26 protein-coding genes are annotated in these 25520 nt (G+C 72.0%); 12 read left to right on the top strand and 14 right to left on the bottom strand.

The features are described 5' to 3' along the window. Window positions 1–12 precede the first annotated feature (12 nt). Window positions 13–438: an RDD family protein gene (locus ACQE3L_RS03655; protein ID WP_426962439.1), complete on the top strand. Its 426-nt coding sequence runs from the start codon at window positions 13–15 to the stop codon at window positions 436–438. A gap of 34 nt (window positions 439–472) precedes the next feature. On the opposite strand, the gene ACQE3L_RS03660 is transcribed toward ACQE3L_RS03655, so the two are convergent. The 4 genes from ACQE3L_RS03660 to ACQE3L_RS03675 form a co-directional block, all read right to left on the bottom strand. Next, complete coding sequence (locus tag ACQE3L_RS03660) at window positions 473–1303, bottom strand: class I SAM-dependent methyltransferase (RefSeq protein ID WP_426962440.1); 831 nt, start codon at window positions 1301–1303, stop codon at window positions 473–475. A 43-nt stretch (window positions 1304–1346) separates the two neighbouring features. Further along, the gene (locus tag ACQE3L_RS03665; protein WP_426962441.1) at window positions 1347–1823 is read right to left on the bottom strand and encodes a hypothetical protein; all 477 of its coding nucleotides are present in this window, start codon (window positions 1821–1823) and stop codon (window positions 1347–1349) included. Window positions 1824–1883: 60 nt separating this feature from the next. Further along, window positions 1884–2813, bottom strand: coding sequence for a glycosyltransferase family 2 protein (locus tag ACQE3L_RS03670; protein WP_426962442.1), 930 nt, complete (start codon window positions 2811–2813; stop codon window positions 1884–1886). 161 nt (window positions 2814–2974) lie between these two features. Beyond that, window positions 2975–3247: a helix-turn-helix domain-containing protein gene (locus ACQE3L_RS03675; RefSeq protein ID WP_058367206.1), complete on the bottom strand. Its 273-nt coding sequence runs from the start codon at window positions 3245–3247 to the stop codon at window positions 2975–2977. Window positions 3248–3478: 231 nt separating this feature from the next. Between ACQE3L_RS03675 and ACQE3L_RS03680 the strand changes: the two genes are divergently transcribed. Further along, on the top strand, window positions 3479–4264 hold the full coding sequence (locus tag ACQE3L_RS03680) for a class I SAM-dependent methyltransferase (protein WP_426962443.1): 786 nt from the start codon (window positions 3479–3481) through the stop codon (window positions 4262–4264). Between the two features lies 1 nt (window position 4265). Here ACQE3L_RS03680 and ACQE3L_RS03685 read toward each other — a convergent pair whose 3' ends face one another. Together ACQE3L_RS03685 and ACQE3L_RS03690 are read right to left on the bottom strand one after the other, a co-directional pair. Next, window positions 4266–4679 (bottom strand): TRAM domain-containing protein, encoded by a 414-nt coding sequence (locus ACQE3L_RS03685; protein ID WP_426962444.1) that lies wholly within the window; start codon window positions 4677–4679, stop codon window positions 4266–4268. A gap of 61 nt (window positions 4680–4740) precedes the next feature. Beyond that, window positions 4741–5556 (bottom strand): YkgJ family cysteine cluster protein, encoded by an 816-nt coding sequence (locus tag ACQE3L_RS03690; RefSeq protein ID WP_426962445.1) that lies wholly within the window; start codon window positions 5554–5556, stop codon window positions 4741–4743. Window positions 5557–5684: 128 nt separating this feature from the next. On the opposite strand from ACQE3L_RS03690, the gene ACQE3L_RS03695 reads away from it, so the two are divergent. Further along, entirely contained in the window at window positions 5685–6134 is a 450-nt protein-coding gene (locus tag ACQE3L_RS03695; RefSeq protein WP_426962446.1) for a DUF5788 family protein, read from the top strand. Between the two features lie 81 nt (window positions 6135–6215). Further along, window positions 6216–7058 (top strand): shikimate dehydrogenase, encoded by an 843-nt coding sequence (aroE, locus tag ACQE3L_RS03700; RefSeq protein ID WP_426962447.1) that lies wholly within the window; start codon window positions 6216–6218, stop codon window positions 7056–7058. 36 nt (window positions 7059–7094) lie between these two features. Here aroE and ACQE3L_RS03705 read toward each other — a convergent pair whose 3' ends face one another. Both ACQE3L_RS03705 and ACQE3L_RS03710 read right to left on the bottom strand, forming a co-directional pair. After that, the gene (locus tag ACQE3L_RS03705; RefSeq protein WP_426962448.1) at window positions 7095–7934 is read right to left on the bottom strand and encodes an endonuclease III domain-containing protein; all 840 of its coding nucleotides are present in this window, start codon (window positions 7932–7934) and stop codon (window positions 7095–7097) included. A 94-nt stretch (window positions 7935–8028) separates the two neighbouring features. Then, window positions 8029–8562, bottom strand: a complete 534-nt coding sequence (locus ACQE3L_RS03710; RefSeq protein WP_426962449.1) for a DUF371 domain-containing protein — start codon at window positions 8560–8562, stop codon at window positions 8029–8031. 308 nt (window positions 8563–8870) lie between these two features. Here ACQE3L_RS03710 and ACQE3L_RS03715 point away from each other — a divergent pair, with 308 nt between their 5' ends. Together ACQE3L_RS03715 and sppA are read left to right on the top strand one after the other, a co-directional pair. Beyond that, a complete protein-coding gene (locus ACQE3L_RS03715) occupies window positions 8871–9794 on the top strand; it encodes a coiled-coil protein (RefSeq protein ID WP_426962450.1) in 924 nt (307 codons plus the stop codon). A gap of 148 nt (window positions 9795–9942) precedes the next feature. Next, window positions 9943–10959 (top strand): signal peptide peptidase SppA, encoded by a 1017-nt coding sequence (gene sppA, locus ACQE3L_RS03720; protein ID WP_426962451.1) that lies wholly within the window; start codon window positions 9943–9945, stop codon window positions 10957–10959. 52 nt (window positions 10960–11011) lie between these two features. Here sppA and rtcA read toward each other — a convergent pair whose 3' ends face one another. Continuing rightward, on the bottom strand, window positions 11012–12232 hold the full coding sequence (gene rtcA / locus ACQE3L_RS03725; protein WP_426962452.1) for an RNA 3'-terminal phosphate cyclase: 1221 nt from the start codon (window positions 12230–12232) through the stop codon (window positions 11012–11014). Between rtcA and ACQE3L_RS03730 the strand changes: the two genes are divergently transcribed. Beyond that, window positions 12216–13355 carry a DUF373 family protein gene (locus tag ACQE3L_RS03730; protein ID WP_426962453.1) on the top strand — a complete coding sequence of 380 codons (1140 nt, stop codon included), beginning with the start codon at window positions 12216–12218 and terminating at the stop codon, window positions 13353–13355. The two genes, rtcA and ACQE3L_RS03730, sit on opposite strands and share 17 nt — an antisense overlap. A gap of 198 nt (window positions 13356–13553) precedes the next feature. On the opposite strand, the gene ACQE3L_RS03735 is transcribed toward ACQE3L_RS03730, so the two are convergent. Both ACQE3L_RS03735 and ACQE3L_RS03740 read right to left on the bottom strand, forming a co-directional pair. After that, a complete protein-coding gene (locus tag ACQE3L_RS03735; protein WP_426962454.1) occupies window positions 13554–14456 on the bottom strand; it encodes a PhzF family phenazine biosynthesis protein in 903 nt (300 codons plus the stop codon). A 175-nt stretch (window positions 14457–14631) separates the two neighbouring features. Then, window positions 14632–17721: a PAS domain-containing protein gene (locus ACQE3L_RS03740; protein ID WP_426962455.1), complete on the bottom strand. Its 3090-nt coding sequence runs from the start codon at window positions 17719–17721 to the stop codon at window positions 14632–14634. A 100-nt stretch (window positions 17722–17821) separates the two neighbouring features. On the opposite strand from ACQE3L_RS03740, the gene ACQE3L_RS03745 reads away from it, so the two are divergent. Together ACQE3L_RS03745 and ACQE3L_RS03750 are read left to right on the top strand one after the other, a co-directional pair. Then, a complete protein-coding gene (locus ACQE3L_RS03745) occupies window positions 17822–19174 on the top strand; it encodes an alkaline phosphatase family protein (protein WP_426962456.1) in 1353 nt (450 codons plus the stop codon). Window positions 19175–19226: 52 nt separating this feature from the next. Continuing rightward, window positions 19227–19358, top strand: coding sequence for a hypothetical protein (locus ACQE3L_RS03750; RefSeq protein WP_426962457.1), 132 nt, complete (start codon window positions 19227–19229; stop codon window positions 19356–19358). Window positions 19359–19414: 56 nt separating this feature from the next. On the opposite strand, the gene ACQE3L_RS03755 is transcribed toward ACQE3L_RS03750, so the two are convergent. Then, window positions 19415–19972: a universal stress protein gene (locus ACQE3L_RS03755; RefSeq protein WP_426962458.1), complete on the bottom strand. Its 558-nt coding sequence runs from the start codon at window positions 19970–19972 to the stop codon at window positions 19415–19417. A gap of 833 nt (window positions 19973–20805) precedes the next feature. On the opposite strand from ACQE3L_RS03755, the gene ACQE3L_RS03760 reads away from it, so the two are divergent. The 3 genes from ACQE3L_RS03760 (at window position 20806) to ACQE3L_RS03770 (ending at window position 23385) form a co-directional block, all read left to right on the top strand. After that, on the top strand, window positions 20806–21225 hold the full coding sequence (locus tag ACQE3L_RS03760) for a cobalamin B12-binding domain-containing protein (protein WP_426962459.1): 420 nt from the start codon (window positions 20806–20808) through the stop codon (window positions 21223–21225). Window positions 21226–21256: 31 nt separating this feature from the next. Further along, a complete protein-coding gene (gene meaB / locus ACQE3L_RS03765) occupies window positions 21257–22330 on the top strand; it encodes a methylmalonyl Co-A mutase-associated GTPase MeaB (RefSeq protein ID WP_426962460.1) in 1074 nt (357 codons plus the stop codon). A gap of 89 nt (window positions 22331–22419) precedes the next feature. Then, on the top strand, window positions 22420–23385 hold the full coding sequence (locus tag ACQE3L_RS03770; protein WP_426962461.1) for an alpha/beta fold hydrolase: 966 nt from the start codon (window positions 22420–22422) through the stop codon (window positions 23383–23385). Window positions 23386–23422: 37 nt separating this feature from the next. Here ACQE3L_RS03770 and ACQE3L_RS03775 read toward each other — a convergent pair whose 3' ends face one another. Together ACQE3L_RS03775 and ACQE3L_RS03780 are read right to left on the bottom strand one after the other, a co-directional pair. Beyond that, on the bottom strand, window positions 23423–24226 hold the full coding sequence (locus tag ACQE3L_RS03775) for an adenosylcobinamide amidohydrolase (RefSeq protein ID WP_426962462.1): 804 nt from the start codon (window positions 24224–24226) through the stop codon (window positions 23423–23425). A 1-nt stretch (window position 24227) separates the two neighbouring features. Then, a complete protein-coding gene (locus ACQE3L_RS03780; RefSeq protein ID WP_426962463.1) occupies window positions 24228–25235 on the bottom strand; it encodes an aminotransferase class I/II-fold pyridoxal phosphate-dependent enzyme in 1008 nt (335 codons plus the stop codon). Window positions 25236–25520: the final 285 nt, after the last annotated feature.

The raw sequence follows: 25520 nt of genomic DNA on the forward strand, positions 1-25520 counted from the left end.
AACAACCGCCGTATGGACAGACCCACACCGCAACTCGGCACGCAGAACGACACGCTCGTCCCGCGGATCCTCGCGTTTCTGGTGGACAGCCTTATCGTCGGGATCGCGGCCACGGTGCTGGTCGTCGTCGTCGGCCTCGTGAGCGAGAGCCTCGCGGGCGTCGTCGGCGGGCTCGCCGGACTCGGCGCGCTCGCGTACTTCATCTACCTCGAGGGGACCTACGGGCAGACCCTCGGCAAGCGCGTCCTCGGGATCGTCGTCGTCACCGAGGACGGCGGGGACTGCGACCTGAAGGCGGCCGCGATCCGCAACCTGCTGCGGATCGTGGACGCGCTGCCGTTCCTGTACCTGATCGGCATCGTCCTGATCTTCGTCACCGACGACGGCCAGCGGCTCGGCGACATCTTGGGGAACACCGTCGTCGTGCGGACGCAGTAGGCCGTCGCCGTCCGCGCTCGGGGACGCGCCCGACTCAGCGCTCGGGGACGCGCCCGACCGTCACGTCGAACGGGACCACCTCGACGCGCTCGTACTCGCCCGCCTGCATCTCGCCGACCACGTCGCGGCCCATCGCCCGCCAGCGACGGCGGAGGTCGGCGTACTCCTCGGTCGACAGCGACGCCTCCAGTTCGCGGCGGTGGTCCGCCAGCCCCGCCCCGCTGGCCTTCCGCGCGGCCGCCTCCATCGCCACCGGGGAGTAGGGCGGTTCGACGCGCTTCTCGTGGTGATAGCGCCGGACCGACACGTCCTCGAGTCCCGCGGCCGCGAACTGTCGGCGGACGCGGTCGCCCAGCGCGACGTCGGTATCCACGCCGGCGAGGTACGCCTCGCGGGCCTCCCGCTCCAGTCGCTCCTCGGCGTCGACCGTCGAGGAGACCCCCACTTCGGCGTTGTTCGGCTCGACTGCGGCGACCAGTTCCGAGGAGACGCGGGCGAACTCCCGCACCGCCGCGCGCGGCTCCGGGAGGTTGATCAACAGCGCCTGACAGACCACGAGGTCGAAAGCGTCGTCCGGGAACGGGAGCCGGGCCGCGTCGCCCGCGAGGTAGGGGATCGAGTCCGACTCCCCCTCGGGGTCGGCCGCGCGCGCGGCCTCGAGGAGGTCCGTGTCGGCGTCGACGCCCATTACGGTCGCGTCCGCGGGCGCCTCGGCGGCGAGGACGCGCGTTAGCTCTCCGGTGCCGCACCCGACGTCGAGGACGCGCCGTCGGTCCGCAAGGTCGAGATCGGCGAGCGCCGCGCGCCCGTCCGCCCACATCCCCTCGCGGGTGCGTTCGAGGTAGTCGGCGCTGAACCGTCGCACGGTCGCGGCTTGTGCGGCGGGGCGAATAAGGGTCGCGGCTCGGTCAGGCGTCCGACTCCCGGTCGGGCTCCATCGCGGTTCGCCGCGCGTCGACGAGCAGCGCGACGGTGACGCCGGCACAGTAGCCCAGGAACGCGCGCAGAAGGCCAATGTACGCGACCGATCCCGCGAACGCGAACCCGAGCGTCACGCCGGGAGTACCGCCTGCGAGAACGTCGAGCACGCCCACGGCGGCGGTCAGAACCGCGACGGAGGCGCCCGGAACGACCCCGACCGAGAGACAGGCCGGGGCGCCGAATCGGGCGTAGCCGCCGCCGAGCGCGATCAGGCCGGGGGCGGCGAACAGCACCACCGACAGGAGGTCCTGTCGCAACAGCGTCGTGACCGGTGCGCCGGGCGAGACGGTCCCCGCGAACGCCGCGCCCACGAGCGCCGTCATCGTGATCGCCGCGTAGGTGGCGACGAGCGAGACGCTCTTGGAGGGTCTGTCGCCGAACAGTAGCGCCTCGGTGGTGACCACACGTGTCCCCACGGGCCGGGGGGACAAAAAGGAACGCCGCGGCGACGGGACTGCTTCGCCTCAGCGCCACTCGTACTTCGCGACGGCTCGGTCCGCCCGCGTGGAAATGCCGTGCGGGTTCCGCGCCGGACTTCGGTCTCGGCGTCGCGCCACGGCGCCGTCGGAGGCGCCGGTCGCGATCCCGGCCAACACGTCGCGACCGTTGCCGATCCAGCCGGACGGGGTCGCCCTGCCGCCGAACACGTCCCGAGCGACCGAGAGGGAGTCGCTCGCGGCGTGGCTGAGGGTGCGGCGCAGCACCGTCGGGCGGACGCCGTAGTTCTTCACGAGTCGGTAGGCGAGCGCGCGGTACTTCCATCCCCAGTCGCGGCCGTCGCGGCCGCCATCGACCGCGGTCGGGGCGGCGGGCTCGTGGGTGACGGCCAGGTCGGGGTCGAACGCGACCTCGTGGTCCATTCCTGCGAGGCGGTGGGCTGCGTCCCGCGAGCCGCCGGTTTCGAGGTACTCGTCGAACCCGTCGAGGTCGTCGAGGACGCCGCGACGGAAGGCGACGTTTCCGCCCTCGACGTACGTCACCTCGCGACCGGCGATGGTGCGGCGTTCGGGCCCCACGTCCGCGGTCTCGGAAGGCGCGTCCTCGCCGTCGCCGGCTTCGCGAACCGGTCCCGTCACCACGGCAGCGCGGTCGAGCCCCTCCCGGAGCGCGTCCAGCCACCCCGTCTCGACCCGGTGGTCGAAGTCGACGAGCGCGACCGCGTCGCCCCCGGCCACTTCGATGCCGGCGTTGCGGGCGACGTTGACCGACCGGTCCGAGAGTTCGACGAGCACGTCCACGTCCTCTCGGTCCCGGACCATCCCGGTGGTTCCGTCCGCGGAGGGGCCGTTGACGACGACCACCTCCGCGTCGGGGGCGACCCTCGAGAGCGCGTCGAGACAGTCGCCGAGCCGATCCCGACCGTTCAGAGTCGGGACCACCACCGAGAGCTTCATACCCGGGTCTCTTGCGCCGGACGGTTAAAAGGCCCCCGTGACAGCCGGGAAGCGGCCGTCGATCGGGCGAGGAGAACAGCGTTCGCTTCCGGTGTCGTCTGGGCGGGGGGATAGCGTCCCCTCCGGGCCTGGTCAGGACGGGGAGCAGTCGCCGGGGACAGCTACTTGGTCAGGTAGTAGACCTGCTTGCGAGCGTCCTTGAAGCTGTAGCGCGAGGCGACGAGCTCGGACTCCTCGAGGCGGTTCAGGGCGTAGCGGACCGTCCGGTCGGGCAGCAGCGATTCGTCGGCGAGTTGCCCCTGCGAGAGCGGCGAGTCGCTCTCAAGCACCTTCGCGACGAGTTTGGCGCTCGGGGGGAGTTCGCGAAGGCGCTCGCGGAACTCGCTCTCCGAAAGGGTCTCCTGGCTGTGAGCCTCTGCGGGACTAGTGCTCATACCCGCAGAAAGCGGATCGTGCGTGGTAAAGGTTAGCTACATATGGGGGATACCGATACGGACAATATAAGGTGATTATATCATACTTTACGATCCTGAACGATCGGGCGCGGCGCGACCGTCGACCGCCCCCGATCCGTCGGTCCCGGTCGGAGCCGGGACGGACGGCCGCGCCCGCAGTCGGTCGGCATCCAGTACGGTTTTGTCGTTCGGGCGTGGAACGATGTGAACGTGAAAGGACAGGAATGGTACCAGGCCGACGACGTCGCCAAGGAGTACGACGACGTCCGGTTCGGCGACGGCGGGCGGGTCATCGACCGCCGCGAGAAGGAGGCGGTGCTCTCCGCGGTCGGTCCCGTCGAGGGCAAGCGCGTACTCGAAGTAGCGTGCGGGACGGGACGATTCACGACGATGCTGGCGGACCAGGGCGCCGACATCGTCGGACTCGACATCTCGCGCGAGATGCTCGAACAGGGACGCCGCAAGGTGCAGGAGTCCGGCCTCTCCGACCGCGTGGAGTTCATGCGCGGCGACGCCTCACGGCTCCCGTTCCCGGACGACCACTTCGACTCGGTGGTCGCGATGCGCTTTTTCCACCTGATGGACGAGCCGGCGCCGTTTCTCCGCGAACTCCGGCGCGTCTCGAAGGATCAGGTCTTCTTCGACACGTTCAATCGGCGTAGTGCGAGGGTGCTGTACACGTGGCTGCTGCCGATGGGGTCGCGGCTCTACTCCGAGGACGACGTGGTCTCGATGCTGTCGGCCGCGGATCTCCGACTCGCCGGCGAGGCGCACGACTTCGTGCTCCCGTACGGCTTCTACCGCAACCTCCCCGGGTGGGTAGCGCGGGCGTTCCGCGCGGTCGACGAGACGGTCGGTCGCACGGTCCCCGGCGACTACGTCGCGTCGGTCTCCTACTGGGACGCGCGGGTTCCCGAGAAGCCGACCGACGCGGACGGCGATACGGCGACCGATGCGGACGACGACCGCGCGGACGCCGCCCCCGACACCGAGTAGCTCAGACTCCCTCCTCGACGATCTCGCCCACGGCGAAGTTCGACTTCACCTCCGTCACTTCGACCTTGACGCGCTCGCCGACCTCGCCGCCGGGGACGATGATCACGTAGCCCCGCTCGACGCGGGCGATACCGTCGCCCTGCTTGCCGATGTCCTCGATCTCGACGTAGCGCATCTCGCCGGGTTCGACCGGGGGCTGTGGGCCGCCGGCGTCGCCGGTCGCTGCACCCTCGTCGGCGCCGGAGCCGCCGGCGCCTCCCTCGCCGGTCCGGGAAATGAGCGCGACGCGGTAGGTCTCGCCGGGTTCGACCGACCCGGTCTCGACCTCGCGGCGGGGGACGTCGAGCACGTAGTCGTCCCCGTTCTCCCGCACTTCGGCGCTGAACAGACAGAGGAGTTCGTCCGAAATTTCCATATGTAGACTCCACCCGGAGGCTTGCGATGGACACTAATAGTTGTACCGCCGACGGGTTCGGCTACGCGTCCGGGTCGATCGGCGTCCCGTCGGCTCGTTTCTGGCCCTCCGAGTCGTGGACCACGACCGCGGCGTCGGCACCGGTGTCGGCATCGGCCTCGGCGCCGACCGCGACCGTCGGGTCGTAGTTGTCCCGCACCGCGATCGCCTCCTCGATCTCCCGGACGGCGCGCTCCTTCAGCGCCGTCGCCAACTCCTCGGCCTCTCCCCGGGAGATGTCGCGCCCGAGCCCCTCGCACTCGTGGGCGCGCACCATCCCCTCCGCGTCGACCGCCTCGCCCATCGGCTGGCTCGTCCCGCCGAGCGCGACGCTGAAGGGATAGGTCCGACAGATGAGGGGCCGGTCCTCGTGGACCGCGCACGCGCCGCCCCCGTCCGGGCCGCCCGCCTCGCGGTAGAAGGTGCAGTCCCCACAGGCGTCCGTCTGGATGGCCCACTCGAAGGTCTCGCCGGTCCGCTCGCCGTCCTCGTCCTCGGTCAGCCCGTACGGCATGGGGCGGGCCACGTCGCGCCAGTCGTAGGCCTCGGCGTCCGATTCGCTCGGGTCCGCGTCCCCGCGTTCCCCCGCCGCGGGCGTCTCGTTCGCGGCGTCGACCAGCGTCCGCACTTCGTCCGGGAACACCGTCGCGGTGTGGGGCTCGCGGTCGGCGTCGCTCGCGTCCGCGCGCTCGTCCGCCCCCGCAGTCTCGTCCGGGGCGTATCCCTTACAGCAGGCACCACAGCGCGTGCACTCGAAGCCGATGGCCTCGATGGCGTCCGCCAGCGCGTCGGGATCGAGCTCGCGCGCCCGGTCGAGTTCGTCCTCAAGCCGCTCCATGGACCCGTTTCGGGCGCCGGGCGGTTAACCGCGTCCATCGGCGGGCCGGCGGGGAGGGAACTCCGCGCCGTCCCCGTCCGCGGCCGGCCGACGAAGGAGCGAAGTGGGTCCGCCGCCTACCCGCGGGCGTGAAGGAGTACCAGCGGAAACAGCTCCTCGAACGGGTCAACCGGGAGGCGGCGACGGTCGGGGCGTCGATCCCCGACCGGATCGAGGTGCAGGGCGAGGAGGTCCCGCTCCAGGAGTTCGTCTTCGAGATCAAGCGCCGGGAGGCGGTGCCGGCGGGCGAGCGCGACCGCGTGGAGCGGGCCAAGCGGAACCTCCGCCGGGAGCGCATCGAGCGACTGGAGCGCATCGAGGAGAACGAGGTCTCCTTCGCAGAGGGCGAGCGGCTCGCCGACTCGATCATCGGCATCGACCGCGCGCTCGACGCGCTGGAGTCGCTCGGCCCCGCGGACCTCCAGAGCGAGGAGCAGCGACAGGAGGCCGCGGACAGGAAGCGCTGGATGCGGTTCCTGAGGAAGGCGCTCGGCCGCGACGACGGCGGTTCCGGCGGCGGGTCGCGGACGCGGTTCTGAGGCGGGGGCCGGCGCGCCCGCCGCCGGCCTCGACGTCGCCGCGAACGGCGGACTTTTGCCGGCGGCGCCCGCCCGCCCGGTATGGACGTCTACGGCCTGATCGGCAATCCGGTGGGGCACTCGCTGTCGCCGCCGCTCCACGAGGCGGGCTACGAGGAGCGCGGGCTGGACGCGCGCTACGTCACCTTCGAGCCGGCGCCCGCGGACCTGGAGACCGCGCTCACGGGCGCGGCCGCGCTCGGCGTTTCGGGATTGAACGTCACGATCCCCTTCAAGCAGGACGCGCTCGAGTTCGTCGAGGCGGACGCGCTCGCCGCGCGGATCGGCGCGGTGAACACCGTCGACTTCGCGCCGACCCACGAGTCGGGGTTCGACTCCGTGACGGACCCGGACGCGCCGGCGCCGCGGGGGTACAACACCGACGCCGCGGGCGTCACGCGGGCGCTTGCGTACCACGACGTGCCGCTCGCCGACGCGGACGCCGTGGTCGTCGGCGCCGGCGGCGCGGGACGGGCGGCCGCGTTCGCGCTCGCGGACGCGGGCGCAGAGGTGCACGTCGCCAACCGGACCGTCGAACGGGCCGAGGAACTCGCGGCCGACGTGCCGGCCGCCACCGGCGGCGGCCTCGACACGCTCGCGACAGAGGTGCCCGCCGCGGACGTGCTGGTCAACGCGACGAGCGTCGGGATGGAGGCCGACGAGACGCCCGTCCCCGCGGACTTACTCCACCCCGACCTCGCGGTGCTGGACGCGGTGTACGCGCCGATCGAGACGCGCCTGCTCCGGGACGCGGCCGACGCCGGCGCGACGACGGTCGACGGAGCGTGGATGCTCCTCTTTCAGGGAGTCGAGGCCTTCGAGATCTGGACCGGCGAGGAGGCGCCGGTCGAGGCGATGAACGAGGCGCTGCGAAACCGGCTCTGAGCCCGGACGTCGGGAACGGGCGCCGGACCCGCGGTCTCAGTCCGCCGCCTCGGCCGGGTCGACGACCTCGCCGTCGAGTTCGTCGACCCCCACGCGGTCACAGCGGTCGTAGAGCGGGCAGGCCTCCGGCCCGTCCAGACACGCCGGCTTGCGGGCCGAGCAGTACTCGCGGCCGAACTGGATCATCACGGTGTGGCCGAAGCCGCATTTCTCGGGCGGGATGGCGGCCTCGATGGCCTCCCGCACGCCCTCGTGGTCGGCGTCGGCGGGCGCGAGCCCCATCCGACGCGCGATGCGGTGGACGTGCGTGTCGACGGGAAAGACGCCGCCGCGGCCGCCCGCGAACAGGAGGACGCAGTCGGCGGTCTTCGGGCCGACGCCGTCGACCGACAGCAGGGTCTCGCGCACCTCGCCCGGGTCCTCCTCGCGGACGAACGCGTCGAAGGCGTCCTCCGAGCCGTAGGCGTCGAGGACCCACTCCGCGGCGCCCTGAATGGAGGCGGACTTCTGGTTGTAGAGCCCCGCCGAGGAGATGGTCTCCGCGAGTTCGTCGCGGTCGGCGTCCGCGAGCGCCCGCGCGAGGTCGCCGCCTGGCGCGGCCGCGGGTCCGCCCTCGCCGTAGCGGGCCATCAGCGAATCGTGGGCCGGCTGGCTCGCCACGTCGGAGGTGTTCTGCGAGAGGATGGTCCGTACCAGACACTCGAAGGCGTCCTGCCCGCCGTACGCCTTCTGCCAGTAGATCTCCCCGAGTTCGTCGACGACCGCCTCGGCGCGCGTCTCGGCCGCGCCGGGCGCGAACGTCGGGTCCTCGGCCGCGGCGTCGGTCCCGCCGCCGTCCGGGCCGCCGCTGATGTTCACGTCGGGTTCCTCGGGCATGGACGCGGGTAGGGACCGGACGCAAAAAGGTCGGTCGGCTCGGCGTCTGGCCCGGCGTCCGGCCCGGCGTCCGGATCGGTAGTCAGCGGTCGGCTCAGCGGTCGGCGTCCGGCTCGACCTCGAGTCGGAGCCGGCAGTCCGCGCCCGCGGCCAGCGCCGCCACGAGGTCGCGGTCGAGGTCCGCGGCCGCCTTCTCGGCCTCCACGAGGATCGTCCGCTCGTCGTCGGTGTAGTCGCTGGTGCGGCCGACCATCGAGCGGTCGTCGACGAGCGCGAGGCCGGGGTCGCCCCGGCCCGTAACCGTCGCCTCGTGGGTCCGGTCGTCGCCCTCGACGGTCAGCGTGGCGGTGACGGTGGCCTCGGGGCTCCGGCAGGCCTCCCTGAACGCCTGCGAGAAGTCGCGGGGGGCGCGGTCGGCGTCGACCGCGAGGATGCAGTCGCCCGCGGGCGTGAGCCAGTCGTCGGTGGTCACCTCGAAGGTGCTCGCGTGCTCGGCGGTGACGTTCTCGTGCCCGCGCGCGTGAACGGTCTCCACGAGGGGGGCGTCCGCGCCGTCCGCATCGTTCGCGTCGGCGTCGTCGGCTGCATCGTCCGCGCCGTCCGCACCGTTCGCGTCGTCGTCGCTCATGGTCGCCGGTGGGAACCGGCCGCCGATAGGGGTTGCCGTTCGCGGCCGCGTTTAAGTACCCCGGCGGCCGGGGGCGTGTGAACGGTTACCAGCCGAGACGCCGGAATTCGGGCGGTTCGGCGGTTTGGTAGCGCCTTTCACGCACGGATTCACCGAAGTATTTATATGTGGCAAGGAGGTATGTGCAGGTACCAGAACGCCTCCGGCGCTGGTGGAACCGCACGACGAATGATCGGGAGTTCTTATCCACGGTCCAACGCTCTGCGCCAGCGTCCGCCATATCCGGAGCGGAATGGAGAGATAGAAAAATGGTAACGAAAGAAGAAGTCATCGAGAAGTACGACGTGGAACCGCTCGAGGAATCGGACAACATCGACCTTTCTGACGACGAGCTGGAGAACGGCTCGAAGGGTCAGCTCATCAAGCGAGCCGGGCAGCTCCGCGACCGACGCAACGAGCTCAACCAGATGGCCTCCGAGCGCGCCTCCGAGCGCGACGACCTGAACGCGAAGACGCGCGAGAAGGTCGACGAGGCCCAGGAGCACCGCGAGAAGCGCGACGAGCTCAACGAGCAGGTCCAGGAGCACAAGGAGAGCCGCAACGAGCTCAACGCGGAGGCCAACGAGCTGTTCGATGAGGTCGAGGAGATGAAGTCGGACATGGAGCTCGGCTCCGGCAAGTCAATCGAGGAGCTCAAAGAGGAGATCGAGGAGCTGGAGTTCCGCCAGCAGACCGAGGTCCTCTCGGCCGAGGACGAGCGCGAGCTCATCGAGAAGATCGAAGACAAGCGCGAGAAGCTCGCCGAGAAGAAGGAGAAGGTCGAGGACACCGGCGAGCTGGAGGAGCTCGTCGAGGAGGCCGAGGAGGTCCGCTCCGAGGCGTCCCAGCACCACCAGAAGGTGACTGAGCTCGCGGACAAGGCCCAGGAGCACCACAACCAGATGATCGAGGCCTACCGCGAGGCCGACGACATCCGCGACGAGGCCGACGAAATGCACGAGCTCTTCGTGGAGGCGCAGGAAGCCGCCGACCGCCACCACGAGGACTTCGTCCGCGTCCAGAAGCGCCTCCGCGAACTCGACAAGAAGGAGGAGGAGGAGCGCAAGGACGAGCGCGCCGAGAAGCGCGAAGAGGAGAAGGAAGAGGCCGAGGAGATCTACCAGAAGTTCAAGGAAGGCGAGACCCTCGACACCGAGGACCTGATGAAGCTCCAGAAGACGGGGCTTCTCTAACCCGGCACGCGCCGGTCGCGTTCCCCCGGTTTTTCTCCCCGTTTCGTCGCGCCCCTGAGCGGCCGCGCCGCCGGTGACGTTTCGCGGACGTTCCCCGGCGGTGCGACCGCCGGTGGCTTTTAACCCGCCGACGCGCGTACGCCGAGACATGCAAGGATCCTCGGACGACGGCGGACGCAACGCGGTCGCCCTCCTCGGAACGCTCGTCGCGGCCGTGATCGCGGTCGCGATCGGCTGGGTGGCGTTCGTCGTCCTCCCGGACACGACCGCGGAGCTCGCCGGCGTCCTGTTGACGCTCGCGCTCGCGCTCGCTGCGGCGCGCGTCGGCGGCTCCCTCGTGGCGTCGTACCTCGACGGCTACAACGTGGCGAAGGTGGCCGTCGAGGGGCCGATCTCCCGCGACGGCGGCCGTCCCTCGCCGCTTTCGGCACCGATCGGGCCGTCCGCCGACGAGCTCGTCGAGCAGATCGAACGGGCGGACGCGGACCCGAACGCGGAGGCCCTGCTCGTCGAGCTCAACACGCCCGGCGGCGAGGTGCTGCCGAGCGACGACATCCGGCGCGCCGCCGCCGACTTCGACGGCCCGACGCTCGCGTACGCCACCGACGTCTGCGCCTCGGGCGGCTACTGGATCGCCGCGGGCTGCGACGAGCTGTGGGCCCACGAGACGAGCCTCGTCGGCTCCATCGGCGTGGTCGGCTCCCGGCCGAACGTTGCGGAGCTGGCCGACAAGCTCGGCGTCAGCTACGAGCAGTTCACCGCCGGGGAGTACAAGGACGCCGGCGTTCCGCTCAGGGAGATAGAGGAGGACGAACGCGCCTACCTGCAGGGGATCGTCGACGACCTCTACGAGAACTTCGTGGAGACGGTCGCCGAGGGCCGCGGGATGGACCCCGAGGCGGTCCGCGAGACGGAGGCCCGCGTCTTCCTCGGCGGCGAGGCCAGCGATCGCGGCCTCGTCGACGGCGTCGGCACCGAGACGGACGTGGAGGACCGGCTCGCCGAGGAGCTGGACGCCGAGCCCGCCGTCCGCGAGTTCGAGCCCCAGCGCGGGCTGACCGACCGCGTCAGCCTCGGCGCGCGCCGCGTCGCGTACGCGGCCGGCGCGGGCGTCGCGAGCGTCCTCGGCGACGAGGGGGGCGACGTGGACCTCCGGCTCAGGTAGGCGTCCCGGCGGCGGAGACCGCTCGGCGGGCCGAGCGGCGGAAACGCACGGCTCAGCGCAGGCCGTCGGCCCGCACGAGCGCGCCGCCCGACGCCCGCTCCTCGCAGTCGACGCCGATCCCGAACCGCTCCACGAGCGCCGCGCACGAGGCCAGATGGTCGGTCACGGTCGGCGCTGCGACGACGCCGCCCGCGAGCGCGACCGGCAGGACGAGCTGGTCCGCCAGGTGGCGGTCGACCGCTCCCGGCCCGTCGCGGAACCGCCGGAACCGGTCGACCGCCTCGCGGGCGGTCGCCTCGGCCGGCGTGCCCGGCTCGCCGAGCGCCGAGACGCCGGCCGTCGGTCGGGCCGCGGGCGTCGCCGCGTCCGGTGCCGCTTCCGCCTCGGCGCCGCCGTTCTCGGGCGCGTCGACACGGATCGTCACGACCGCGCCCGTGCTCGACGCCGGGCCGTAGCTCGCGACGCGCGCCGCGATCTCGTGACCGTCGTTTCTCAGCTCCTCGGCGGCCGTCGCCGCCAGCCGCTCGGCGGCGTCCGTCTCCGCGAGGTCCGCGCTCGCGGCGGCGAACACGCGGACGCCCCCGATCCGCTCCGGCCCGACCGGCTCACGGAGGTCGATCCGGTCGAGCGAGGAGGGGGCCAGCGTCAGCCGGGCGGCGCCGTCCCCGGCGGGGTAGAAGCCGCGACGCTCGGCCTCGACGCGCGCGAGGAGGCCGTGCCGAGCGAGCAGGGGGAGCTTCACGCGGCGCAGGTAATCGAGCGGCGGCGACCACGCGACGTCCGTCCCGCCGGTGGCGCGCAGGGTGATCGGGGTCTCCGCGGCGACCGCGAGCGGCAGGACCGTCTCGAACACCAGCGTCAGGCTCCCGGCGGTGTCGACGGCGACCGCGTACCCCCCGCCCGTCACCGCATCCGGCTCGAAGGTCACCGCGTCGTCGCCGACGGCGCCCCCCTCGACCTCGGCGTCCGCGACCGCGGCCGCGGCGCGCACGCACGCGGCGTGTTGGGCCTTGAGCCCCGGCGTCGGGCGATCGCCGCGAACGTCGGTCATCCGGAACGGCGTGTCCGTCAGCGCCGACAGCGCGAGGGCGGTCCGGAGCAGCTGACCGCCGCCGGCGCTGCCGTCGATCTCCAGCATGCCCTCCGCTGGCGGCCCGGCGGGCTTGTGTCTGTCGACGGCGTGTGGGTGGCTGACGCGCCTTCGCGACGTCTCGACGACCGGGAGCGTTTTCACGAGGGGTAGCGTGGTGTGTGACGTGACGACGCTGGTCATCTGCGTGGACCGGTCCGGCGCGATCGGTCGGAAGACGAGCGTGCCGATGCCCGTCGCCGGCTGGGAGGCGGTCCGCTCGCTGGTGACGGACGTGGGCCTCGCGGACCCGGAGGACGCCAGCGTCAACTGCATTCTCGAGGCGCTGCGGGTCGCTCGGGAACTCCGCGACGAGCGCGAGGAGTCGGCGGTCGCGGTCGTCTCCGCGGCCGGCGACTCCCGGGTGGGCGCGGACCGCTCGGTGGCCGCACAGATCGACGCGCTCGTGGAGCGGTACGAGCCGAGCTCCGCCATCGTGGTCGTGGACTCGGCGGACGACGAGCGCGTGATGCCCATCGTGGAGTCGCGGCTCCCGGTCGACGGCGTGGACCGCGTCGTCGTCCGGCAGGCCCGCGACCTGGAGTCGACCTACTACCTGCTGAAGCAGTTCCTCGGCGACGAGGAGCTTCGCTCGACGGTGCTGGTGCCGCTCGGCATCGCGCTCCTGCTTCTGCCCGCGCTCCTGCTCCGCTTCTCGGCGGCGGTGGCGCTGGCGGGCGTGGCCGGCCTGCTCGGCGCCGCGCTGCTGTACAAGGGGCTGGCGATCGACGAGTACGTCGCGGACGTGCCCGAGCGCGTCCGCGAGGCGCTGTACGCCGGGCAGGTCTCGGTCGTGACCTACGTCGTGGCGGCGGGGCTCTCGCTGGTCGGCGGCTTCTTCGGCGTGCTCGCCGCGGCGGAGGTCTCGGGCCAGCCGGAGCTGGTCGAGGCGATGCGGTTCGTCTACGCCGCGGTCCCGTGGCTCGCGGGCGCGGCGCTGACCGCGGCGCTCGGTCGCCTCCTCGACGAGGTGATCCGCGACGAGGGGATCCGCAGCCACGTGCTCAACCTGCCGTTCGTCGCGGTCGCGGTCGGGCTGGTCGTCCGCGGCTTCGCCGGTTACTTCCTCGAACAGGAGCAGGTGCTCGACCACTTCACGTTCGCGGGCGTGACGGTCGGCCCGGGCCAGCGGCTCGCCGCCTTCATCGTCGCCGGGATCGTCGTCTCGATCGTCGGCGTGAAGGTCGCCTCCGACGTGGGCGCCGACGCGCTGGAGGACGTGATCGAGCGCGACGGGGCGGACGGCCGGCGCGGCGAGGGACGATAAGGCGGTGGCCGACGAGGCGGCGCGGCGAGGGAGGGTACGCGGGTTGGACCGTCCTGATCCGTGTTCTGTCCTGAAAATGCGGCCGGCGGCTTTCTGTTCCAAGAATGTGACCGGCGGCTTTCTGTTCCAAGAATGTGACCGGCGGCTTTCTGTCCCAAAAATGCGGCCGGTAGCTCTCCAAACGCCCGCTCGCGCCCGCTACGCCTCGATGATCCCGTCCTCGTCCGCGGGCGGGACGACCAACTCGCCCTCGAGCGTCGTGGTCGCCTCGCCGCCGACGCGGACCTCGGTCCCGTCGACGCGGACGCGGACGTAGCCGGGTCGGTCGACGAAGTGGCCCTGCTCGAAGCGCATCTCCTCGGGGAACTCGTCGAAGGCGCCCGACTCGCGGAGGTACGCCCCGCAGGCGCCGCTGGCGGTCCCCGTCACCGGGTCCTCCGGGACGCCGGCCGCGGGCGCCCACATCCGGCCGTGAAGCGTCGAGTCGGACTCGAGCGCGTCGAAGGTGAACGCGTAGATCCCGGCCACGTCGTACTCCTCGGAGAGCTCCTCGACCGCGGCCATGTCGGGGTCGGCGTCGCCGAGGTGTTCGAGGAAGTTCACCGGGACGACGAGGAATGGAAGTCCCGTCGAGGCGTAGGCGGTGTCCAGATCCGCGCCCACGTCCGTCAGTGTGGCCGAGTCGATCCCCAGTGCGTCGCCGAGGCGGTCGTAGTCGACCTCGACCGGCCGGACCGTCGGCGCGTCCTGGGTCATCCAGACGACGCCCTCGTCGGTCACCTCGATGTCGAGCACGCCGACGTTCGTCTCCAGCGTGTGCGTGCCGGCGCCGACGACCCCGTCCGCGAACAGCTGCGCGTGGCTGGCGACCGTCGCGTGGCCGCAGAGGTCGACCTCCTGGGTCGGCGTGAAGTAGCGGATCCGGCGGTCGGCCTCGGCCGAGTCGGTGAGAAACGCCGTCTCGCTGGCGCCGAGCTCGGCGGCGATGGCCCCCATCCGGTCGTCGTCGAGTCCGGCTGCGTCGGGGACGACTCCGGCCGCGTTGCCCGCACACGACTCCGTCGTAAACGCGTCGACAAGTAGCGTCCGTCGCGTCTCCATACCGGCCGATAGCGGGCCGGCGACAAAAGGGTACGCAAGCAACGGGCGCGGACGGCGGCGGAAGCGGCGCGAAGAGGAGGGAACGGCGGAAGCGGCGCGAAGGGGGGAGAGCGGCGGAAGTGGCGCGGAGGGGGCACGGAGGGGACCGAGGAGAACCGGACGACCCGCGGCCGCCCTACGAGCGGACCCAGTTCACGTCACGGATCTCGAACCGCGCGCCCGTCTCGTCGCTGTGGCCGTCGACGAGTTCGACCGTCCAGCCGTGCGCTCCCGCGATCTGGTCGACGATGGCGAGCCCGAACCCCGTCCCGGTCTCGGAGGTGGTGTATCCGCGCTCGAAGACGTGCTCGCGGACGTCGTCGGGGATCCCCGGTCCGTCGTCGGCGACGTAGAAGCCGCTCTCGAGGCGCCCGACCGTGACGTGGACGTCCGGCCCGACGTGCTCGACCGCGTTGCGGAACAGGTTCTCGAACAGCGAGCGCACGCGGGAGGCGTCACACGCCGCGACGCCCAGATCCTCGACGGTCAGGCTCGCGCCGTCGGTGTCGACGGTCTCCCACGCCTCGCGGGCGACGGCGCCGATGTCGGTCGGCTCCGTCTCGACCACGCGCGTCCCGAGCCGGGCGAACGAGAGCGCGTCGTCGATCAGCTCGTTCATGCGCGTCAACGCGGTCGCGGCGGCGTCGAGGTCCGCGGCCTCGTCGCCCTCCCGCGCGAGGTCGACGTGCCCCTCGGCGACGTTGAGGGGGTTGCGCAGGTCGTGGGAGACGACGCTGGCGAACTCCTCCAGCCGGTCGCGCTCGCGTTCGAGCTCCGCCTGCGTCCGGCGGCGTTCCAGCTCGTAACTCACCCATCGGGCCATCAGGTCGACCAGCGTCACCTCCCAGCGGTCGAACGGCTCCTCGCGGGCGCCGCGGTCGTAGAAGCAGAAGGTGCCGAACACCTCGCCGTCGACGACCACCGGCGCGCCGACGTAACAGGAGATGCCGATCTGCGTGTAGCCCTCGCGCTCCGCGAGATCGGGTACTTCCCCCACGTCTTTCACCTGCAGCGATTGCTTGGTTGCGACCACGCGCTCGCAGTTGGTCGTCCCCACGTCCACGACGACGCCCTCCTCGAAGGCACCGGTATCGTCCTCGACGATGAGGCCGACGTAGTCCTCGCCGTCGACCCGTGAGAGCAGCCCCGACTCGGTGCCGATCACCTCCTTACCCAGCGTCAACAGGCTGCGGACCTTCGTCTCGAAGTCGGTGTCCTTCTCGGCGATCGTCTCGTAGAGCCGGCGCATCACCCCCTCGCGGTACTCCAGCTCCCGGCGCTCGGCGTGGCGCTCGGTCACGTCGCGGACGACCGCGGCGACCCCCCAGAACTCGCCGTCGTGGTACATCGGCGTCTTCCGAACCTCGACCGGGAGCGGACCGTCGGCGGCGTCGACGGTCAACTCGACGGTCGAGCCGTCGTGCGTCTCGCCCGCGGCGAGGCGGTCGATCGCCTCCCGGATCCGGCCGCGGTCGACGGGGCGAAGCAGCGTGGAGACGTCGCTGCCGACGATCGCGTCGCGGTCGCGGTCGAGTCGGTCGGCGACGTACTGGTTGACGAAGCGGATCTCCCCCGACGCGTCCACGACGAGGACGCCGTCGTGAACCGACTCGACGATGTGCTCGAACTGCTCGAGCCGTCGGCGGTCGCGGACCCGGTCCGACACGTCCCGGAAGTAGATGCTCGCGCCGGTCTCGTCGGGGTAGATCCGTGACTCGTACCACGCGTCCGCGGGCGGGTAGTACGTCTCCACCGTCTCCGCCTCCTTCCGCTCGATGGCCCGGTCGTAGGCGGCGAGGAACGCGTCGCTGGTCCTCTCGAACGCCTCACGCAGGTCGACGCCGACGATCTCCGCGGGCTCGAAGCCGGCCATCTCCGCGCCGTGGTCGTTGATGTAGGTGATCGTGTCGTCCGTGTCGACGGCCATGAACCCGTCCGTCATCCGGTCGAGGAGGGTTGCGCGCTCGTCGGCCGCGCGCCGCTGAGCGGTGATGTCGGTCGCGATGCCGTAGACCGCGTACGGCACCCCCTCGACGTCGAACAGCGGGACGCGGACGGTGACGAAGGTCCGCTGCTCCCCGTCGACGGTCACGTGCTCCTCGAACCGTGTCGGCTCGCCGGCCGCCACCGCCTCCCGGTCGTGGGCGGTCACCCACTCCGCGATCGGGTCGGAGTGGACCGTCTCGACCGTCTCGCCGACGATGGCGTCCTTTTCACGGCCGACGAACTCCGCGAAGGCGTCGTTGACCAGCAGGTAGCGGCCGTCGAGGTCCTTCATGAACACGAGGTTCGTCGTGTGCTCGAGGATCGTCTCCAGTCGGTCGGTCGACGCGCGGAGCCGGTCGATGCTCCGCTCGCGCCCGACGTGGGCGGCGACGACCGCGGTGACGGAGTCGAGCAGACGCTCCTCCTCGGGGAGAAACGGTTCGTCGCCCTCGTGCACGTCGCCGACGTACGCGACCGCGATCTCCACGCGCGGGGGGCCGGCGCTTCCTTCGTCGTCTTCCGAGCCGACCTCGCCCCCGCCGTCGTCCGAGCCGACCTCGCCCCCGCCGTCGTCCGAGCCGCCCTCTCCCCCGCCGCTCCCCAGGTCGACCCCACCCTCCACGGTCGCCGTGGCGGTGATCTCGTGGGGGGTCTCCGCGAAGTTCGGCGTCGCGAACGTCCGACCGTCGACGCGGATCCGCGCGGCCGTGTGCTCCGGATGGCGCCACCCCGCGGGAAGCGCGGTCGCCAGCTCCGAGAGGCGGTCGTCGAGCGGCCGGTCGGCGGCGAGGAGGGCGTTGGCGGCGTGGAGCGTGGCCAGTTCCTTCGAGCGCTCGCGGCGGGCCAGCTCGGCCCGGTAGCCGGCGACGGCGGTCCGGAGCCGCGCCGCGAGCGTCCCGAAGAGCTCCGCCTCGCCCTTCCGGAGGTAGTCGGTCGCCCCCTCGCGGACGGCCTCCGCGGCGACCGCCTCGCTCCCCGCCCCCGTCACCAGCAGGAACGGCAGTTCCGGATCGTCTTCTCGGACGGTCGCGAGCAGGTCGATACCGCCCCGGTCGGGGAGCTCGCCGGCCGCGACGACGGCGTCGTACGTACCGACGGCCAGCCGGCTGGTCGCGTCGTCCGCGGTGGCGACACGGTCGAGAGCCACCTCCGGCGCGAAGCGCTCGAGCGCCTCGCGGGCGTCCGCGGCGAAGTCGTCGTCCGGCTCGACGTGCAACACGCGAACCGGAAGGTCGGTCATACCCCACCATAGCAGGGGCCGGTATTTGGGCGTGCCGGCGGCTCCGGACTCCGCCCGCGTGAATCTCTACCTTTTTACCCCTTACCGCGGAATGGCCACCATGGGTCTGTTCGATCGGCTACGCGGGACAGACGATCCCCGAGTCGCGTTCCTCGGCATCGACGGGGTCCCCTACGACCTCGTCGCGGAGAACCCGGAGACGTTCCCGAACCTCACCGAGATCGCGGCGGCGGGCTCCGCCGGGGCCATCGACAGCATCGTCCCCCCCGAGTCGAGCGCGTGCTGGCCCGCGCTCACCACCGGCGCGAACCCGGGGGAGACCGGCGTCTACGGGTTTCAGGACCGGGAGACGGGGTCGTACGACACGTACGTTCCGATGGGCCGTGACGTACAGCGGGAGCGCGTCTGGGACCGAGTCACCGACGAGGGCCGGAACGCCTCCGTCTTCAACGTTCCCGTCACCTTCCCGCCACAGCGCAACGTCCAGCGCATGGTCTCGGGGTTCCTCTCCCCGGGCGTCGACAAGGCGGCCCACCCCGAGGAGCTGCGGGAGCGGCTCTCCGAGTCCGGCTACCGGATCGACGTGAACGCCAAGCTCGGCCACAGGGACGACAAGGCCGACTTCCTCGAGCACGCGCACACGACGCTCGACCGCCGACAGGAGGCGTTCCGCCACTACATCGAGGAGGACGACTGGGACCTCTTTTTCGGCGTCTACATGACGACGGACCGCGTCAATCACTTCCTCTGGGAGGACTACGCGACCGGCGGCCGCTACCGCGAGGAGTTCCTCGCCTTCTACAGCCGGCTCGACGAGTGCATCGGCGAGATCCGGGAGGAGCTCCCCTCGGACACGACGCTCGTCGTCGCGGCCGACCACGGCTTCACCACGCTCGACTACGAGGTCCACTGTAACGAGTGGCTCGAACGCGAGGGGTGGCTCTCCTACGCGGACGACGACCACGCCGAGTTGAGCGACATCGACGACGACACGCGGGCGTACGCGTTCGTCCCCGGCCGGTTCTACGTGAACCTGGAGGGCCGCGAGCCCCGCGGGTCGGTCCCCGAGTCGGAGTACGAGGACGTGCGCGCCGAGTTGCGCGCCGACCTGGAGGCGCTGGAGGGACCGAACGGGCGGCCGGTCGTCGACCGCGTCGTCGAGAAGGAGACCGCGTTCCGCGGCGACCACGACGCCATCGCACCGGATCTGGTCGCGATCCCCAACGACGGCTTCGACCTCAAGGCCGGCTTCAAGGGCTCCCACGACGCGGTGTTCGACGACACCGGTCCCAGAAACGGGATGCACACCTTCGACGACCCGGCGCTGTTCGTCGACGAACCGGGGATCCCGATCGACGACGCGGACCTGCTCGACGTGGCGCCCACCATCCTCGAACTGATGGACATCGACTTCGAGCGGACCGCCTTCGACGGCGCCAGCCTGCTCCCCTGACGGGGCGGCGACCTCCCGACCGTTTTAAGACCGCCGGCGCGGAGGTCCGGACATGGACCTCGACGCGCTCGACGGCGACGCGTTCCGCGCGGTCGCGGGCGTCGGCGCCGGCTACGGCCTGATCCTCGCCGCGATACTGGTGGTTCTGTTCCTCGTGCCGTACCTACTGTTCCTGACGCTGTAGGCGTCGAACGCGGGCGAGAAACGGAGCCGCACCGGTCGCCATCGGGGACGCGACCGTCAGGCCTCGTCCGGCCCGACCGTCAGCACGGGCACGTCCGCGCCGCGCTGGATCCGCGAGGGGAGCGTCTCCGGGTGAAGCAGGCGGTCGACACCCGTCCGGCGCGCGGAGCCGAGCACGATCAGGTCGCTGTCGTGGGCGGCCGCGAAGTCGAGCACCTCCTCGTGGGCGTGGCCGTAGCGGAACCGCGGCTCGACGTCGACGCCGACCGCGGCGCCGCGGTCCGCGGCCTCCTCGACGGCCGCCTCGCCGGCCGCCTCGCGCCGCTCGACCTCCACGTCCCAGCCGTGGACCATGTCCACGACGTAGAGCGCGTCGACCGCCGCGCCGTGGGTCGCCGCCAGCCGGACCGCCGTCTCCGCGGCCGCCCGGCCCGCCGCGCCCTCGTCCACGACGACCAGCACGCGGTCGAAGAGGCCTCCGACCGCGGGCGTCTCCGCCGCGGCGCCCGGGGCTCCGTCGGCGGCGTCGGCCCTCTCGCTCCCGGCGCCCGGCCCCGACCGGCCGCCGCGCTCGCTCGCCATCCCGTCCGTCCTCGCCTGCTGTGCGTTCGCCATCCTTTCTGTCTCCCCGCGCCCGTGACCGGGGCGCGTCTTGACTCATCGTCGGTCCTCCGGACTCATAAGTCTCTCCGACACGTACGACAATTATCATTATCTGTCCGGCGATACGCGTGACGTTCCCGATCGATCACGCACAGATGCGTGACGGACGGTGGGTTCTCGCCCGCCTCGGTGGACGTTTCGAAAGTCGCCATCCCGCGGTCGGTCGGGCCATCGTGCTCCGCGAACGCTTTCGGGGCTTCTGACTGGGCGGTGACGAGTTCGGTCCGATCGCGTGGGTGTCGTGTCCGTTACAAATCCTGCTGCTCGGACCGGCAACACTCAGAAATCCCCGCCCCGCACAGCGCCGCAACCGCACCGCCCCGCACAGCGCCGCAACCGCACCGCCCCGAACAGCACCGCAACCGCACCGCCCCGAACAGCACCGCAACCGCACCGCCCCGAACAGCACCGCCCCGCACAGCGCCGCAACCGCACCGCCCCGAACAGCACCGCAACCGCACCGCCCCGAACAGCACCGCCCCGCACAGCGCCGCAACCGCACCGCCCCGCACAGCCCCGCGACCGCTCAGCAGCCTCGCACCTCCCCAGCCTCGGCGGCGGCGCGGCCGCGAAACCACACCGCAGGCGGCCGCGCCGCCGCCTCCCTCGCACGCGTGCCTCGCGCGCGCCGACTGCACAGCACCGCATCGTATCCCCAAGAACCGCCACAGCACCGTCACGGCCCTCCGGTCTGACGGCGTCGGGCGGCGCGGGCGTTTCCGCTGCGGGGATATTCTGCCCGAACTTCCGTTAGAGTCAAACCGCCCCTGCGCGAATCCGGGTGTATGAGCGCGGAACAGGAAGGGCGGACGATCCGGTGTCTCGTCGCGAAGGTCGGCCTCGACGGCCACGACCGCGGCGCGCACGTCATCGCGCGGGCGTTCCGGGACGCCGGCTTCGAGGTCATCTACTCGGGGCTCCACCGGGCGCCGGACGAGATCGTGCAGGCGGCCGTGCAAGAGGACGTGGACGTGCTCGGGATCTCCATCCTCTCGGGCGCGCACAACACCCTCGTCCCGAAGGTCATCGAGGGGCTCAAGGAGTACGGCGCCTTCGAGGACACCCTCATCCTCGTCGGCGGGATCATCCCGGACGACGACGAGACGGAGCTGAAAGAGCTCGGCGTCGCGGAGGTGTTCGGCCCCGGGACGCCGATGGAGGAGACCATCGAGTTCGTCCGGGCGAACGTCCCGGAGCGGGACTGAGCATGGAGCGGGGAGACTCGGAGGTGGCGCGGTGAGTGCCGCGGAGGAGCGCGACCTCGTCGCGGAGCTGCTCGAGGGGCGCCACCGGGCGCTCGCGCGCGTCATCTCGAAGATCGAGGACCGCTCGCCCGGCTACCGGGAGATCGTCTCGGACCTCCACGCGCACACCGGCGACGCCGAGGTGATCGGCGTCACGGGTTCGCCCGGCGCCGGCAAGTCGACGCTCGTGGACAAGCTCGCGCGTCGCTACCGCGACGCCGGGCTGACGGTAGGGATCATCGCGGTGGACCCCTCCTCACCGTACACCGGCGGCGCGGTGCTGGGCGACCGCATCCGGATGGCCTCGAACGTCGGCGACATGGACGTGTTCTTCCGGTCGATGAGCGCCCGCGGCCAGCTCGGCGGCCTCTCGACGGCGACCGCGGACGCGGTGAAGGCCCTCGACGCGTTCGGCAAGGACCGGATCATCGTCGAGACGGTCGGCGCCGGCCAGAACGAGGTCGACGTGGTCAAGACCGCCGACACCGTCGCGGTGCTGGTCCAGCCCGGCTCCGGCGACGACGTGCAGATGCTGAAGGCGGGCATCCTCGAGATCGGCGACGTGTTCGTCGTTAACAAGGCCGACATGGACGGCGCGACGCGCACCGTCGCGGAACTGGAGGAGATGCTCCACATGCGCGAGAGCCCGACGAAGGGGCTGGACACGGGTCACCACGGCTTCGACGTCCCCGAACACCCGGACGCGGAGGACGGTGACGAGAGCGGCGAGTCCCCCGACGAGGAGGCGTGGGAGCCGACCGTGATCGAGACGGTGGCGACCGAGGGCGAGGGGGTCGACGACCTCATCGACGCGCTGGACGCTCACAGGGCGTACCTGGAGGAGTCGGGGCGGCTGGAAGCGAAAGCCCGCCAGCGCTACGCCACCGAGATCCGGGCGCTCGTCCGCAACGACGTCGGCGAACTCGCGGAGGCGGCCATCGCCGACCGCGGCGGGATCGACGCGCTCGCCGACCGCGTGCTGGCCCGCGAGACGGACCCCTACACCGTCGCCGACGAACTCGTCGCACCGATCGCGGAGTGCGTTCGCGAGCGGCGCGAGGACTGAGTCGGAGGGCGGACGCCGGAGGGTGACGCCCGCACTCGCCGCGGGGCGTGGACCGCGGGTATAAGTCGTCCGCGACACAACAGGTTTGCATGAAGCTCAGGACTCTCGCGAGCGCCGCCGCGGTCGGCGCGGGTGCCGTCGTCGGGCTGAACGGCCGCCTCCGCGCGGACGAGCCCCCCGAGCCGCCGTTGCCGGGCGACCGGGAGACGTTCCGATGGCGCGGGATGGATGTGGCCTACACCGAGGCGGGCGACCCCGACGACCCGACGCTGGTGCTGTTCCACGGCGTCAACGCCGCCGGCAGCGCGGGCGAGTGGCGCGAGGTGTTCGGCGACCTCACCGCCGACCACCACGTGGTCGCGCCCGACCTACCGGGATACGGCCGCTCGGACCGGCCGGCGCTGCGCTACTCCGCGGCGCTGTACGAGGACTTCGTTCGCGACTTCCTCGCCCGCTACGACGCGCCGCGCGTCGTCGCCTCCTCGCTGTCGGCCGCCTACGTCGTGGCGGGCGCGACGCCCGCGGGCGGGACCGACGACGCGGCCGCCGGCGTCCCGGTCTCCGGACTCCTGTTGGTCTGTCCCACGACGACCGCCGGTCCCTCGCCGCCGAAGCCGTGGCTCCGCGAACTGATCCGGTCGCCCGTCGCCGGCGAGGCGCTGTTCAACCTGATCACCTCCAAGCCCGCGATCCGGTACTTCAACGCCGACCACGCCTACGCGGACCCCGCAAACGCGACCGCGGAGTGGACCGACTTCGAGTGGCGGACGAGCCACGTCCCGGGCGCGCGCTACGCGGCCGCGTCGTTCGTCTCCGGCTACCTCAACTCCGAGGTCGACCTCGGCGCGGAGCTCGCCGAACTCGCGGCCGCCGGCGTTCCGACGACGATCGTCTGGGGGCGCGAGGCGGACGTGTCGCCGCTCTCGGATGGCCGCGACCTGGCGGAGGACTCGGACGCCCGGCTCGTCGTGTTCGACCGGGCGAAGCTCCTCCCGCACGTCGAGTTCCCGAACCAGTTCCTCGACGCGGCGCGCGAGGCGTTCGCGGAGGCGTAGTCCCCTCCCGTCGGCTCGGCCTCGGCCCCGTTCTCGATCAGTGCTCCGTGTCGCCCGCTTCGAGTGGCGACACCGCCGCCCGTTCGTCGGTCGTCACGCCGTAAGCCGCGTCGCCGACGGAGTCGGGGATCGAGGCGTCGGTTTCGGGCCCGTACCGCGACCGGAGCGACGCCAGCACCGCGTCGCGGACGCAGGCGCGCGCGGCGGCCCCCACGGCGGTCGCCGCGCCGGAGAAGGCGGCCGGGTCGCCGGCGGGGTCGCTGGCGACGACGACGGCGTCGGAGGTCGTGTCCGGAACGCCCGCCGCGGAAAGCAGCGTGGCGGCCTTGGCCGCGGCGGCGACCGCAACCAGGTTCGCGAGCGCGCCCGGTTCGAGGTCACGCGTCGTCCCGACGACGAGGTTCACCGTCCCGTCGTGGCGAGGGGCGGTGTCGGGGTCGCCCACGGAAGGGGGCGCTCGGGCGGAGACAGCGCCGTCGACCGGGAGCGCGGCGGGGTTCGAGAGCCCGGCGGTCGCGACGACCTCGACGGGTCCGATCCGGGCGCTACGGGCGTGCGTCTGGTCGACGCCGGTCAACAGCGCGGGCGCGTCGGGGCGCTCGGGAAAGCCGGCCGCGGCGACGCGCTCGTCGACGTACGCGGCGAGGTCCCGGCGCCCCCCGTCGTCCCAGCCCTCGGGAACGGTGACGTTGTGGACCGCGTCGGCGTCGCGGACGCCGCCGTCGAACCCCGTGGAGAGGACGCGGAAGCCGGGGCAGGCGAGCCGACAGACGCCGTCGCGGACGGTCGCGTCGAAGACGCCCGCGTCGTCCGCGCCCGTCGGGGAGTCGGCGCCCGCCACCTCACACCCCGAGCGCGTCGAGCAGGCGGTCGTTCTCGGCCGGGCGGCGGACGGCGGTCCTGACGTGGTTGTCGAGCGTCCGGAAGCTCCGGGCGTCCCGCAGCGCGATCCCCGCCTCGCGGGCCTCGTCGAGGACGTCGTCCACGCGGTCGTCCCCCACGTCGAACAGGAGGAACGGCGCGTCCGAGGGGAAGACCGAAAAGCGCGACTCGAGCCGCTCGCGCATGCGTTCGCGCTCCCGCTCGACGCGCTCGCGGGTCTCGAGGACGAACGCCTCGTCGTCGAGGCAGTGGACCGCGACGGCCGCGGCCGGCACCGACAGGCCCCAGGAGACGCGGGCGGTCTCCAGTCGGTCGCGGCAGTCGCCGGTCGCCACGAGGAACCCGGCCCGGAGCCCGGGGAGTCCGAAGACCTTCGTCAGCGAGCGGGCGACCACGACGCCCGGCTCCCCGGCGAGGCTCGCGCGGTCGGTGAAATCGAGGAACGCCTCGTCGAGCAAAAGCGTCGTGTTCGCCTCCCGGCACCGCTGCGCGAACGCCTGGAGCCGTCCCGTGGAGTGGGCCTCGCCGGTCGGGTTGTTCGGGTTGCAGACGACCGCGACCGCGTGGTCGCTCGGGTCGGCGTCGAGGACCGCGTCGTGGTCGACGAAACGCGGCGTCGCGCCCTGCAGCCGGACCTCGTGGGCGTACTCCGAGAACGAGGGGCGCGGGAGGAGGACACTGTCGCCGGGCGAGAGCATCACGGAGAACAGCAGCCGCATGCCGTCGAGCGCGCCGGCCGCGGGGATCACCTGCGGCCCCTCGCAGCCGACGTAGTCGGCCGCCGCCCCGCGGAACTCCCAGTAGTCGTCGGCCGGGTAGCGTCGGGAGGCGGAGAAGGCGGCGTCGTAGACGGGCGCGGTCCCTCGCGGCGACTCGGGGTTCGTGTTGGCGCTGAAGTCCAGCACGTGCGGGTCGTTCACCCCCCCGTGCGGGACCCGCCCGAGCGTGTCGAGGGCGTCGATGTCCATGCCCCCAGGCAGTCCGTCCGTGCGTACAAACCTTCCGCCCCGACAGAGACGTGCCGGTTCCGACCGAGATCCCGGAGCCGCGTCCAGCGATCGAGAGACGGGACCGCGATCCGCACCGGACGGAGGAACCGGGCTGCACTCACGGCGGGAGTCGCGCCGCATCCGCGAAAAGCGTTCGTCCGGCGTGCGGTTGCGGTGCTGTGCGGTGCAGTCGGCGCGCGCCGCGGCGACCGCGACGCGTGTCGCCGCGACCGCGCGAGGGAGGCCGCGGGCCCGGCGCGCTGC

Origin of the sequence: Haloparvum alkalitolerans (assembly GCF_050122995.1) — an archaeon.
GTDB classification, from domain to species: domain Archaea; phylum Halobacteriota; class Halobacteria; order Halobacteriales; family Haloferacaceae; genus Haloparvum; species Haloparvum alkalitolerans.

What these genes read in the sequence shown, in the direction of transcription:
- ACQE3L_RS03655 (WP_426962439.1), top strand. Translation starts at nt 13, where the DNA reads ATGGACAGACCCACACCGCAACTCGGCACGCAGAACGACACGCTCGTC.
- ACQE3L_RS03670 (WP_426962442.1), bottom strand. Translation starts at nt 2,813, where the DNA reads ATGAAGCTCTCGGTGGTGGTCCCGACTCTGAACGGTCGGGATCGGCTC.
- ACQE3L_RS03675 (WP_058367206.1), bottom strand. Translation starts at nt 3,247, where the DNA reads ATGAGCACTAGTCCCGCAGAGGCTCACAGCCAGGAGACCCTTTCGGAG.
- ACQE3L_RS03685 (WP_426962444.1), bottom strand. Translation starts at nt 4,679, where the DNA reads ATGGAAATTTCGGACGAACTCCTCTGTCTGTTCAGCGCCGAAGTGCGG.
- ACQE3L_RS03690 (WP_426962445.1), bottom strand. Translation starts at nt 5,556, where the DNA reads ATGGAGCGGCTTGAGGACGAACTCGACCGGGCGCGCGAGCTCGATCCC.
- aroE (WP_426962447.1), top strand. Translation starts at nt 6,216, where the DNA reads ATGGACGTCTACGGCCTGATCGGCAATCCGGTGGGGCACTCGCTGTCG.
- ACQE3L_RS03705 (WP_426962448.1), bottom strand. Translation starts at nt 7,934, where the DNA reads ATGCCCGAGGAACCCGACGTGAACATCAGCGGCGGCCCGGACGGCGGC.
- ACQE3L_RS03710 (WP_426962449.1), bottom strand. Translation starts at nt 8,562, where the DNA reads ATGAGCGACGACGACGCGAACGGTGCGGACGGCGCGGACGATGCAGCC.
- ACQE3L_RS03715 (WP_426962450.1), top strand. Translation starts at nt 8,871, where the DNA reads ATGGTAACGAAAGAAGAAGTCATCGAGAAGTACGACGTGGAACCGCTC.
- sppA (WP_426962451.1), top strand. Translation starts at nt 9,943, where the DNA reads ATGCAAGGATCCTCGGACGACGGCGGACGCAACGCGGTCGCCCTCCTC.
- rtcA (WP_426962452.1), bottom strand. Translation starts at nt 12,232, where the DNA reads ATGACCAGCGTCGTCACGTCACACACCACGCTACCCCTCGTGAAAACG.
- ACQE3L_RS03735 (WP_426962454.1), bottom strand. Translation starts at nt 14,456, where the DNA reads ATGGAGACGCGACGGACGCTACTTGTCGACGCGTTTACGACGGAGTCG.
- ACQE3L_RS03740 (WP_426962455.1), bottom strand. Translation starts at nt 17,721, where the DNA reads ATGACCGACCTTCCGGTTCGCGTGTTGCACGTCGAGCCGGACGACGAC.
- ACQE3L_RS03745 (WP_426962456.1), top strand. Translation starts at nt 17,822, where the DNA reads ATGGGTCTGTTCGATCGGCTACGCGGGACAGACGATCCCCGAGTCGCG.
- ACQE3L_RS03750 (WP_426962457.1), top strand. Translation starts at nt 19,227, where the DNA reads ATGGACCTCGACGCGCTCGACGGCGACGCGTTCCGCGCGGTCGCGGGC.
- ACQE3L_RS03755 (WP_426962458.1), bottom strand. Translation starts at nt 19,972, where the DNA reads ATGGCGAACGCACAGCAGGCGAGGACGGACGGGATGGCGAGCGAGCGC.
- ACQE3L_RS03760 (WP_426962459.1), top strand. Translation starts at nt 20,806, where the DNA reads ATGAGCGCGGAACAGGAAGGGCGGACGATCCGGTGTCTCGTCGCGAAG.
- ACQE3L_RS03770 (WP_426962461.1), top strand. Translation starts at nt 22,420, where the DNA reads ATGAAGCTCAGGACTCTCGCGAGCGCCGCCGCGGTCGGCGCGGGTGCC.
- ACQE3L_RS03780 (WP_426962463.1), bottom strand. Translation starts at nt 25,235, where the DNA reads ATGGACATCGACGCCCTCGACACGCTCGGGCGGGTCCCGCACGGGGGG.